The organism is Duganella guangzhouensis, assembly GCF_009674535.1.
Taxonomy (GTDB): domain Bacteria; phylum Pseudomonadota; class Gammaproteobacteria; order Burkholderiales; family Burkholderiaceae_D; genus Rugamonas; species Rugamonas guangzhouensis.
In genome coordinates this window covers 82631-94111 of the sequence record NZ_WKJK01000005.1, presented here as the reverse complement: position 1 = coordinate 94111, position 11481 = coordinate 82631, and the positions used below count along the sequence as shown (strand labels likewise).

Sequence of the window (11481 nt, the reverse complement as noted above, 5' to 3'; positions counted from 1 at the left end):
GTGTCATGCGAGTGGATACCCACGTCATCACCGAGCAGGGCGACAAGGTACATGTGCGGATCGCGCATGCGGACGCCATCATCAGCGCCGGCCTGGCAGCGCTGCTCGGCGCGCACGGCGATATACAGATCGCCATCGGCGAGGCCGAATCGGTCGCCCACAGCAGCGCCGACGTCATCATCGTCGACCATCGCGGCGGCCTGGAACACATGCGCCGCGCCGCTGCCGCTCACCATGGCGACGCCCAGCCACGGGTGCTGATCGTCACTCAACTGGAACGCGAATGGGAAGTACGCACCGCCATGATGGCCGGCGTGCACGGCTACCTGCTGCAGAATTCGGACCCCGAACAGCTGCTGACCGCCGTGCGCACGCTGAGCCGCGGCATGCGCTACCTGAGCCCTGAGCTGAGCCGCTGCGTGGCTGACAGCTTCACCCGCATCGGCCTCACCAGCCGCGAAACCGACGTGCTGCAATTGCTGGCGCAAGGCCAGTGCAACAAGTCGATCGCGCGCGAGCTGGGCATCGGCGTCGGCACCGTCAAAACCCATGTCAAAGGTCTTTTTGACAAGCTTGGCGCCACGGCACGCACCCATGCGGTCGTACTGGCCACACGGCGCGGCCTGGTGGGCGACTCGTATCTGAATCAGCAACACTGATCGCGTTAAACCATGTAAAATCGTGGGATGTACGCCCCGGACATCATCAGCAGCACAGCACAACGCAAGACGCGCTACCAGCGCGTGTTGATGCTGTTCGCGCTGATGTTCCTGGCGCTGCAGCTGTTTGGCGCGGTATCACACAACCACGCTTACACCGAAAACGCACCGGATTGCGCGGCCTGCTTTGTGGCCGACATGCCGACCGGCGCACCGCCGCCGACCGTCATCGCGGTGGCGCCGACCACACTGCAAACCAGCCTGCCGGTACTGGCGCCGCCGACCGTGGTGCGCGCCGCACAAACCGGCTATCTGACTCCGCCTTCACACGCGCCGCCCGGCGTTGCTGTTACCTCCATCTGAATTTAAATCGTTGCGCACCCATTGCGGGCTGTCGCTTCGCCACGTCTGTACATTCAAGGATTTAACATGCAACACAAGCCACAACTCCGCACCCTGCCACTGCTGCTCGCCGCCGCTTTCTATTCCCACCACGCTTACGCGGAGGATGCGGCTACCACTACCGCTACCGATAGCGCCACCGTGATGCCATCGGTGGAAGTCACCGCCGCGCACCTGAAGAGCGCGCGCATCGACCTGTCGCCTAACGTCGGCACCACCATCTACAGCATCGACAAACACATGGTCGATCAGCTGGGCCAGGGCGACAACACGCCATTCAATGAAGTGCTGCTGCGCCTTCCTGGCGTGAGCCAGGACTCCAAGGGCTCCGGATCGATCCACGTGCGCGATGACCACGGCAACGTGCAGTACCGCGTCAACGGCGTGCAACTGCCGGAATCGATCAGCGGCTTTGGCCAGTCGATCGATACCCGCTTCGTTGAATCGACCGACTTCATCACCGGCGCGCTGCCAGCCCAATTCGGCTTGCGCACCGCCGGCATCATCGATATCCAGACCAAGGAAGGCCAACCGACTTCCGGCGGCCGCGTCGGCGTTCTGGTCGGCAGCCATGATTATGTGCAGCCAAGCGCGGAGTTCTTCGGCACCCAGGGCGCCTTCAATTACTACCTGTCCGGCAGCTATCTGTCGAACGGTCTCGGTATCGAGAACCCGCTGCCGACCACCAGCGCGCTGCACGACCGCACCAAGCAGACCAAATCCTTCGGCACGCTGTCCTACTTCGTCGACGATAACACCCGCCTGGGCCTGATGTTCGGCACCTATAACGGCCGCTTCCAGATCCCGAACAATCCGGGTCAGGACGCATCGTTCGCGGTCAGCGGCGCCACCGTGCCGGATTCGTCGCAGCTGAACGAAAACCAGCGCGAGGTGAATCGCTTCGTGGTGCTGTCGCTGCAAAAAAGCCTGGGCGACCTGAATTACCAGGTGTCGACCTTCCACCAGTACTCCGAGCTGCACTACACGCCTGACCCGATCGGCGACCTCGCCTACAACGGCGTGGCCTCCAACACGCTGCGCTCGAACACCTCCAACGGCCTGCAGTTCGACGCCAGCTACAAGCTGAATGACACCCATACCATCCGCACCGGCCTGGCCTACACGCGCCAGACCACCCACAGCGACAACAGCGTGGGCGTGTTCGATCTGAACGACGACGGCACCCAGGCCAGCACTGTGCCACGCACCATCGTCGATAACACCAGCATGGTCGGCAAGCAGTCCAGCGTCTATCTGCAGGATGAATGGCATATCGGCGCGCCGCTGACCATCAACTACGGCGTGCGCTTCGATAAAGTACAAGCCTATGTCGACGAACAGCAGTGGAGCCCGCGCATCAACGTGTCCTACCAGCTGGCCAAGGGCACGGCGCTGCACGCCGGTTACTCGCGCTACTTCACGCCGCCACCGCAAGAACTGGCGGCGCAGTCGAGCATCGACAAATACGCCGGCACCACCAACGCGCCGGAAGTGGCCACCTCGGACAACGTCAAGTCCGAGCGCACCAACTACTACGACATTGGCCTGAGCCACCAGTTCAGCGAACAGCTGACGGTGACGGCGGACGCCTACTACAAAAAGATCCACAACATGCTGGATGAAGGACAGTTCGGCCAGGCGCTGATACTGTCGCCGTTCAACTACGACCATGGCTTTGCCAAAGGTCTGGAGCTGTCGGCGGTCTACAACCAGAAGAACTGGGGCGGTTTCCTCAACGTGACCACGCAGAAGGCCGAAGCCAGCGACATCGTCTCCGGTCAGTCGCTGTTCGGCGCCGACGAACTGGCATACATCGCCAACCACTACGTACACGTCGACCACGACCAGACCGTATCGGTGTCCGGTGGTGCCCACTACCACTGGGGCGATTCGCAGATCAGCAGCGACGTCCTGTATGGCAGCGGCCTGCGCATGACGCCGGACGGCGGCGCGCCGAACTCCGGCCATCTGCCGCACTACACCACCGTCAACTTCGCGCTGACGCATACGTGGAAGGCGACGCCGGTTGGCACCATCGAGGGTCGCCTGGCGCTGATCAATGCCTTCGACAAGGTCTACCTGCTGCGCGACGGTTCCGGCATCGGCGTCGGCGCGCCACAGTATGGCGAGCGCCGTTCGCTGTACGCCGGCATCTCAACCAGCTTCTAATCAGCTTCCCGGCGATACCGCGCGTATCGCCGCCTGATACTTCACGCGCCGGTGCTTTCTGTCCGATTGTTGTGTCCTTATACTCGCCTGCACTATAAACACAGGGTGGGAGAACAACATGAAACTGATAAAAGCACTGGCGATCCTGATCGCCGCGATGGCGCTCAGCAGCTGCGCCTGGTGGCGCGCACCCAACGGCATCAAGCAAAACGGCAGCATCGTCGATTATCTGTATCCGGACGCGAAAGCGGCGCCGGAGCTGACGCCGACCGTGGTGAAACTGCGGCCGCCAGTCAAAGTCGGCATCGCCTTCGTGCCCGGCTCCAACTGGAACAACGGTCTGCCGGAAGCGGCTAAAATGAAGCTGCTGGAGCGCGTGCGCGACTCCTTCTCGCGCCACGAATACATCGGCAAAATCGAAATCATCCCCACCCAGTACCTGCGCCCGAAAGGCGGCTTCGCCAATCTGGAACAGGTGGGACGCATGTTCGACGTCGAAGTGGTCGCCCTGCTCTCCTACGACCAGGTGCAGTTCAACGATAGCAATGCGCTGTCGGTGCTGTACTGGACCATCGTCGGCGCCTACGTCGTGCATGGCGATCAATACGACGTCCAGACCATGCTGGATGCCTCGGTGTTCGACATCAACAGCCACCAACTGCTGTTCCGCGCACCGGGCACCAGCCGCGTCAAGGGCAGCGCCAGCCTGTCCGGCATCGGCGAAAAAACCCGCGCCGCCGGCACCGAAGGCTACGAGCAGGCGGTCGACCAGTTGGTGCCGCAGTTGCAGGCGCAGTTGGACGGCTTCCGCGAACGGGTGAAGAACAACACCGGCTACCAGATCGAAAACAAGGCCGGCTACAAAGGCGGTGGCGGCATGGGCTGGTTCAGCCTTGCGATGGTGGCGATACTCGGCAGCGTGGCCTATGCAGTCGGCCGCCGTCGCTGAGCTGCTGGAGTTCAACCGTCACGCCATCCTGACGGGAGAACTGTGGCGACTGTGGAGCTGCCATCTGGTGCACTATTCGATGCAGCATGCGCTGATCGATTACGCCACCGCGCTGGCGGCGGCTGCCATCGCCGGCCAGTTGCTGGGATGGCGACGCCTGATGGTTGCGCTTCTGCTGGCGGCGCCGCTAATCGCCATCGGTTTGCTGCTGCTTGCACCGGAATGCCTGTACTACCGGGGCGCATCCGGCATCGCTGTCATGCTGACGGTGCTGGCCATCGCCGCGCTGTGGCGACGTAGCGGCACCTATGGCCGCGCGCCGCTGGCGCTGCTGGCCCTCGCGCTGTTGGCCAAGATCGGCGCCGAAGCCGGTGGACTCACGGCCGGCTGGTCCGATCTGCCGGCCGATGTGCGCGTCGCCTGGCCCGCGCACCTGCTGGGCGCCATGGCAGGCTGCATCGCCGCTATTAAACCGACTGTATTAGATTAGCCTCATCCGGCCGCGTATTTCTTGAGTATTTATCATTGTTAAAGGCATAATCGTTGGCACTTAAAACGATTGTGTGAAGGGTGACAATGAATGCGCATCGCACTGTAATCGCTGCAAGTCTGGCCACTGCCTTCCTCACGCCCAGCGCCTACGCGGCCGATGAGCTACAGTCGGTGGTGGTGACCGCCCAGTCGCGCAAGCAGCTGGTGCAGGATGTACCAATGACGATGCAGGTACTCTCCACCAAGGACATCGAAGCCGTGGGTGCCAAGGATCTGGCGGACCTCAATGGCTATATCCCCGGCCTGACGGTGGATGCGATCGAACCGACGCAGCCCGCCTTCGGCATCCGGGGCGTGCAGGCCGGCGACTTCGGCATCGCCACCGATTCGCCGGTCGGCATCTACGTCGACGGCGTCTACACCGGCAAGACCGGCGGCGCGCTGATGAACTTCATCGACGTGCAGCGCATTGAAGTCATCAAGGGGCCGCAAGGCACGCTGTTCGGCCGTAACAGCGCGGCAGGCGCCATCGCCATCACCACCAATGAGCCAGGCAAGGAGCTGGACGCCGCCGCTCACGTCAAGCTGGGGCGCTTCAATCGCGCCAATGCGGACGTGATGATGAACTTCCCCATCAGCGATACCTTTGCGGCGCGCTTCGTGGCGGTGCGCGCCGGCAGCGAGGGCTGGGCCGACAATACCGCCACCGGCAAGAAGTCCGGCGGCGACAAGGACTGGGCCACCCGCGTCTCGCTGCGCAAGGACCTGGGTGACGCCAAGCTGGTGTTCGCGTGGGAGCACGAGAACATGGAGCAGTACGGCCGCCCCGCCTTCGGCGTGATCAAGAATCCGGCGCTGCCACTGGGCGGCTACCAGGGCGTCTACGACGCCGCCTACACCGCCAACTTCGTCAATCCGCTGGATGCGCCTCTGGCCAACGACCAGCAAGGCAGCGAAGGCCGTTTGTTCGACGGTGCCACGCTGCGTTTCGAAACGCCGCTGGCCGGCATGACCTTCAGCTCGACCACCGCCTATCGCCGCTTCAAGACCCACAACTTCACCGACAACGACGGCGGTGCGCGCAACGATCTGTATCTGAGCACGCTGGATGCCAAACGCGCGCACAGCTTCCAGCAGGAGTTCAAACTGTCCGGCAAAAACGATCAGCTGGACTGGATCGCGGGTCTGAGCTTCTATCACAATAACGAACATCAGGACGCCGGCGCCTACGTCACCACCGGCACGCTGGATACGCTGAGCGTGTTCGCCGGCGGTGACGCCAACTTCGCCACGCTGTTCGGCGGCCTGGCGGCGGCCGGCATACCGGGCATCGCCGCCGACTCGGTGTTCTCGTGGGATGAAACGCACTACAGCGATGTGCGCACCAAGTCGGCCTCGGTCTACGGCGACACCATCTGGCACCTGACGCCGCAAACCAATGCCACCTTCGGCCTGCGCTACACGCGCGACAAAAAGCGCATGACGTGGTACGTGCCGGGCCGCGTGTCGCCGCAGCTGGATGATTTCCTCAGCCGCTTCGGCGCGCTGGCCGGCCTTGATGCGTCCAGCTTCCCCTCCAACGTGATCTTTGCCACCGCCGCGCAACTGGCGTCGTCACCGGTCACGCGCGAAAAGGAGTGGAGCGACTGGAGCCCACGCCTGGTGCTGGACCATAAGCTGAACAAGGACACGCTGCTGTTCGCGTCGGTGTCGCGCGGTTACCAGGCCGGCGGCTTCAATATCTTCACGCCGCCAAATCCGTCATCGACCACCCGCACCGGCCAGGACCCCAGCTTTGAGCCGGAAAAGATGACCAACTTCGAGGCTGGCGTGAAACTGGCCTTGCCGGATATCCGCGCCACCGTCAACGCCTCGCTGTTCGCCTACAAGTTCAAAAACCTGCAGGATATCCAGCTGTACAGCGTGGGCACGGTACCGACCTATAACGTGGTGTCCAGCGACCAGAAGGCGCACGGACTGGATGTGGATGGCCGCATCCGCGTTTCGCCGCGTATCACGCTGTTCGGCGGCTTCGAGTACATCGACCAGACCTACACCCGCTACCAGCGCCTGGACGCCGACGGCAACGTCACGCTGGATCTGGGCGGCCAGCCGGTTGGCACGCCGCGCCTGACCGCCATGGCGGGCATCAACCTGAATTGGGAAACCGCGTCCGGCCGCGCCAGCGTCAACTTCCAGGGCACGCATGCGACGGCGCAGCGCTGCAACAGCGATACGGCGGCCCTGAGCTGCCTGCGCACCGCCACGCTGAAAACCGGCACCGCGCAAAGCAAGTTCGATCTGCGCGTGGGCTGGGACAGTCCGAGCGCGCGCTACGGCGTGGCGCTGATTATCAATAACGTATTCGATCAACGTTATGTACAATCGCTGGCGGGACAAACCGAACAATACGGCGCGCCGTATGCGAACATTACCCCGCCGCGCGCAATCGGCGTGGAATTCAGGGCTAGCATGTAGATGGCATCAAAAATCGGACTGACTGCTGCGGCAGTGCTGGTGTTGGCGGCGGGCGGTGTGGCGACGCTGGCGGTGAAGCCGCCGGCGTTGCTGCGGGTGGGCGCCAATTACGGCGCCAAAATCGTGTGCTCAAATGTGTTCATCGCCGGACGCGATGGTCAGGCGGTGTTGGCGGACGATGTGCAGGCGCCGGGCCATCCAATTCTCAAGTACCTGAAGGTGAGCGTGGATGCGCAGCGCAAGACCGTGCGCACGCAGTTTCTCGGCTTTGTCGGTGATGGCCTGGCGGTGTACCGGCCTGGCACCGGCTGCGCGGTGGTGCCGGATGGCGATGTGGAGCGTGCGGCCCAATATCAATTCAATCCGATCAAAATCTGGGCGCCCTCGCCCAATGTGCCCTGGCCTACCGGCTCGCTGGCCGATACCGATGCCGCTGTGCAGGCCTTGCTGGACCAGGATGCGCTGGCAGGTCCCGGCATGCGCGGCATGGCGGTGATCTATCGCGGACGGCTGGTGGCGCAACGCTATGGCGCAGGCTTTACTTCGGCCTCGCCCTTGCTGGGCTGGTCGATGACCAAGACGGTCAGCGCGGCGTTGGTGGGGATGCAGGTCGCGGACGGCAAGCTGGCCTTGACGCAGAGTGGCTTCCTGCCCGGCGACGCCGGCAAGGTGACGCTGGCGCAGCTGATGGCGATGAGCAGCGGCTTGCGCTGGAACGAGGGCTATGGCGATGTGTCGGACGTGACGCGCATGCTGTATCTGGAGCCGGACATGGCGGCGTTCACGGCGACGCAACCGCTGGAGGCGGCGCCGGGCACCAAGTGGAATTATTCAAGCGGCACCACGGTGCTGTTGTCGCGCATCTGGCAGCGCGCGGCCGGCGGCCCGGAGGCGGCGGGTGCGGCGGCGGCCGCGCTGTCGCTGCCGCACGACCGGCTGTTTGCGCCGCTGGGCATGAGCAGCGCGGTGATGGAGGCGGATGCGCGCGGCAGCATGGTCGGCTCCAGCTATATGTACGCGACGACGCAGGATTGGGCGCGCTTCGGCCAGTTCCTGCTGCAGGATGGGATCTGGCAGGGCAAGCGGATTTTACCGGAGGGTTTTGTCGACGGCATGCGGCAGCCGGTGGCGGCGTCGGGCGGGCAGTATGGTCAGGGACAAGTGTGGCGCTGGGGGCCGTCCGGCGATACGCCGGAGGGGCAGAATCCGGACACGCGCTTCCAGCTGCCGGCCGACACCTACTGGATGGAGGGGCATGATGGGCAGAGCATCGCGATTGTGCCGTCGCTGCAGCTGGTGGTGGTGCGGCTTGGTTTGACGCCGCATCGCTTGCTGTATCAGCCGCAGGCGCTGCTGGCGGCGGTGGTCAAGGCGGTGCAACCATGAGCGGCGCGGTCCCCTACGGCCTGCTGCGCCACCAATGGCCGATGCTGCTGACCGGCGCGCGCGTGGTTGGCCACACGCTGCTGCACGCCCTCAAGCCGGCACCGCGTCCGGTCGCGCCAACCGTTGCGCCGGTAGTGCGCACCATCGCGGCGCCGACGCGGGAGCTGATCGAGCAATATCTGGCCTGGGCCGGCGCGGCGCGTTGCTATGAGGGCGAACTGCCGCCGCACATGGTGTCGCAATGGAGCCTGCCGCTGGTCGGCGAACTGCTGCTGCGCCTTCCCTACAAGCTCACCAGCGTGATCAACCAGGGCGTCGGCCTGCGCATCAACGGCCCGCTGCCGCGCGATACGCCGCTGAGGATCGCGGCCACGCTGGACCGCATCGAGCACACGCCCGGCCGCATCAAGGTGGTGGTGGTGGTGGACACCGGCACCGAACAGCAACCGCAATTGGTGCAAGCCCAGTTGCATATGAGCTTCCTGCAACCCGGCCCGCGCCCGCCGCGCGCGCCGAAAGAACACGCCGCGGAACCGTCCTGGAACACCGCCGGTCTATGGCACGCCGACCGCAACGACGGCCTGCGTTTCGCCCTGCTGACCGGCGATTTCAATCCGATCCACTGGTGCGGCCCGCTGGCGCGCGGTTCGGTGTTCCGTGGCCTGGTGCTGCACGGCTTCGGCAGCTTCGTGCGCAGCTACGAAGTGCTGGTGCAGCACGGCGTGCGCTTCAGCGAAATCGACGTCCGCTTCGTCAAGCCGGTGCCACTGCCCTGCTCCGCGCTGTCGGTACAAATCGCGCCGACGCAGGACGATGGCTGGCGCCAGCTGCGCCTGGCCGGTAGCGGCGACACCGTACACTTGGCCGGCCGCCTGCGCTGATCACCATACCAACATAGGGACACGTAATGACGATACTGATACTGGGTTTGATCATCTTCCTCGGCCTGCACTCGATCCGCATCGTAGCCGAGGACTGGCGCAATGCCACCCGCGCGCGCATCGGCGCCAACGCCTGGAAGGGCTTGTATTCGGTGATCTCGATCACCGGCTTCGTGCTGATCGTCTGGGGCTACAGCCTGGCGCGCCAGGCGCCGGTGGTGATTTGGGTGCCGCCGCCGTTCACCCGCCATCTGGCGGCGCTGCTGGCGGTAATCGCCTTCGTGTTCATCGCCGCCGCCTACATCCCGCGCAACAGCATCAAAGCCCGCCTGCATCACCCGATGACGCTGGGGATCAAGACCTGGGCGCTGGCGCACCTGATCGCCAACGGCACGCTGCACGACATTCTGCTGTTCGGTGGCTTCCTGATCTGGTCCGTGCTGCTGTTCCGCGCTTCACGCCAGCGCGACCGTGCCAACGGCGTCACCTACCCGCCGGGCAGCAGCGCCGCCACCGCGTTCACCGTGGCGGCCGGCGTGGCCGGCGCCGCGATGTTCGCCCTGTGGCTGCATGCGCCATTGATCGGCGTGCGTCCTTTCTAATTGCATTTGCCGCGTAGCGCGGCAGTGACCAGCCAGGGCAACGAGTACAACCCCACCACCGGGATCGGGCCGATGCGCGCAGGCTGCAGCCGGAGCGCATCGTCGTGCAGGCAGTCCGGCACCTTGGCTTCATTGAAGGCGGCGCTCATGCGGGTGCTAATGGCATCGCTGGCGAGCAGCGCACCGGCATTCGGGTTGACCACCGAAGTCGGGGATGGATTTTCGGCCACAGTTTCGCGCACCGCCTTTTTGATGACTTCATCGGTCACGCCGGGCGTGGCAGCGGGCGCCGGTTGCGACAGGTCGACGGTCGGCTGGACTTGCAGCGCGGGCGAGGACTGCGCTGGCGGTGCGGCGCCGGCGTCCGGATTCGCCAGCGTATAGGCCAACAGTAAAGCAGCGATCATAGTCTGCATCATGCACCTCCATACGATGATTCTGCCACTCTTACCGCGTTTCGGCCAGCCTGCTTGGCCGCGTACAGCATCTTGTCGGCCTGCGCCAGCCAATCAGCCGGTTCACGGTCCTTGTCCATGTAGGCGACACCGATTGAAATCGTGATAGGATGCCCTTCCATCAGCGTGGCCGCCGCCACCGCCGCGCGCAAGCCCTCGGCCAGGCTCGCCGCCGCGTTCAAGCCAGCGCCGGTGGCAATGATGGCGAATTCCTCGCCACCGTAGCGGAAGATGCGGTCCGATGAACGGGTATGGCGCCGCATCAGCTCCGCCAAGCGCACCAGCGCCTTGTCGCCGGCCGCGTGGCCATACTGGTCGTTAATCAGCTTGAAGTGATCCAGATCCAGCAGCAGCAAGCTGGATTCCAGCTGCGGGCGGCGCTCCTGCGCGTATTCAGATAGACGCCGGTCCAGCGCACGGCGGTTGCCGACTGCGGTGAGGAAGTCCAGCTCCACCGCCGTATGCAGCTCCTTGTTCTGCAAGCCGGTGCGGTAGGCGAAAATATAAGCAAACAAATTAATCAGCGCGATGGTCACCACGATGGTGGCCAGATTCACCACCTCCAGCTTGGCCACCAGGACCACCACCATCACCGCCAGGCTGACACTGTTGATGGTCAGCGCCACCGACGGCCGCAGCACGAAGTACGCCGCGATCATGGTCGGATACACCCAATACACCAGCGACACCCCGCGCAGATACACGGTGACCAGCATGCCGGCCGAGTAGAAAATGGTCACCCACAGGCTGGCCGTCTGGTAACGGCCGGTGCGCCAGACGTCGACGATCACCGCCGACATCGCGATCACCAGCGCCATGTCCACCGCCGCCGAGATCCAGCTGCCCTGCAGCAGCCGGTAGATCCCGAACGGCAGAATGCTGGGGATGCTGAGCGCGCACAGCATCATCAGGATCACTTCTTCCTGACGACGCTGACGACCACCAGCGCCAGCCAGCCAGCGCCAGCGGCGCCGTTTGCTGGCCGGTTCGCTCGCGCTCATGGTCGCG

At 64.2% G+C, this 11481-nt stretch carries 11 protein-coding genes; 9 read left to right on the top strand and 2 right to left on the bottom strand.

The window, feature by feature from the left end; translation table 11 throughout:
* The first annotated feature begins 5 nt into the window (after positions 1-5).
* The 9 genes from GJ699_RS11080 (at position 6) to GJ699_RS11040 (ending at position 10018) form a co-directional block, all read left to right on the top strand.
* Positions 6-659, top strand: a complete 654-nt coding sequence (locus GJ699_RS11080; protein ID WP_154376090.1) for a LuxR C-terminal-related transcriptional regulator — start codon at positions 6-8, stop codon at positions 657-659.
* A 27-nt stretch (positions 660-686) separates the two neighbouring features.
* On the top strand, positions 687-1022 hold the full coding sequence (locus GJ699_RS11075; protein WP_229262063.1) for a hypothetical protein: 336 nt from the start codon (positions 687-689) through the stop codon (positions 1020-1022).
* 66 nt (positions 1023-1088) lie between these two features.
* Complete coding sequence (locus GJ699_RS11070; RefSeq protein ID WP_154376088.1) at positions 1089-3230, top strand: TonB-dependent receptor; 2142 nt, start codon at positions 1089-1091, stop codon at positions 3228-3230.
* Positions 3231-3348: 118 nt separating this feature from the next.
* Positions 3349-4179, top strand: a complete 831-nt coding sequence (gene rhlP, locus GJ699_RS11065) for a rhombotarget lipoprotein (protein ID WP_154376086.1) — start codon at positions 3349-3351, stop codon at positions 4177-4179.
* The gene (gene rrtA, locus GJ699_RS11060; protein ID WP_154376084.1) at positions 4157-4669 is read left to right on the top strand and encodes a rhombosortase; all 513 of its coding nucleotides are present in this window, start codon (positions 4157-4159) and stop codon (positions 4667-4669) included. Before rhlP ends, rrtA begins: the two co-directional genes overlap by 23 nt.
* Before the next feature lie 86 nt (positions 4670-4755).
* The gene (locus GJ699_RS11055; protein ID WP_154376082.1) at positions 4756-7149 is read left to right on the top strand and encodes a TonB-dependent receptor; all 2394 of its coding nucleotides are present in this window, start codon (positions 4756-4758) and stop codon (positions 7147-7149) included.
* Entirely contained in the window at positions 7150-8535 is a 1386-nt protein-coding gene (locus GJ699_RS11050; RefSeq protein ID WP_154376080.1) for a serine hydrolase domain-containing protein, read from the top strand.
* On the top strand, positions 8532-9416 hold the full coding sequence (locus GJ699_RS11045) for a MaoC/PaaZ C-terminal domain-containing protein (RefSeq protein ID WP_154376078.1): 885 nt from the start codon (positions 8532-8534) through the stop codon (positions 9414-9416). Before GJ699_RS11050 ends, GJ699_RS11045 begins: the two co-directional genes overlap by 4 nt.
* A 26-nt stretch (positions 9417-9442) precedes the next feature.
* A complete protein-coding gene (locus tag GJ699_RS11040) occupies positions 9443-10018 on the top strand; it encodes an NnrU family protein (protein WP_154376076.1) in 576 nt (191 codons plus the stop codon).
* Here the strand turns inward: GJ699_RS11040 and GJ699_RS11035 are convergent.
* The gene (locus GJ699_RS11035; RefSeq protein ID WP_154376074.1) at positions 10015-10437 is read right to left on the bottom strand and encodes a hypothetical protein; all 423 of its coding nucleotides are present in this window, start codon (positions 10435-10437) and stop codon (positions 10015-10017) included. The genes GJ699_RS11040 and GJ699_RS11035 overlap by 4 nt on opposite strands.
* The gene (locus GJ699_RS11030; RefSeq protein ID WP_154376072.1) at positions 10434-11474 is read right to left on the bottom strand and encodes a GGDEF domain-containing protein; all 1041 of its coding nucleotides are present in this window, start codon (positions 11472-11474) and stop codon (positions 10434-10436) included. The genes GJ699_RS11035 and GJ699_RS11030 overlap by 4 nt, the downstream gene beginning before the upstream one ends.
* Positions 11475-11481: the final 7 nt, after the last annotated feature.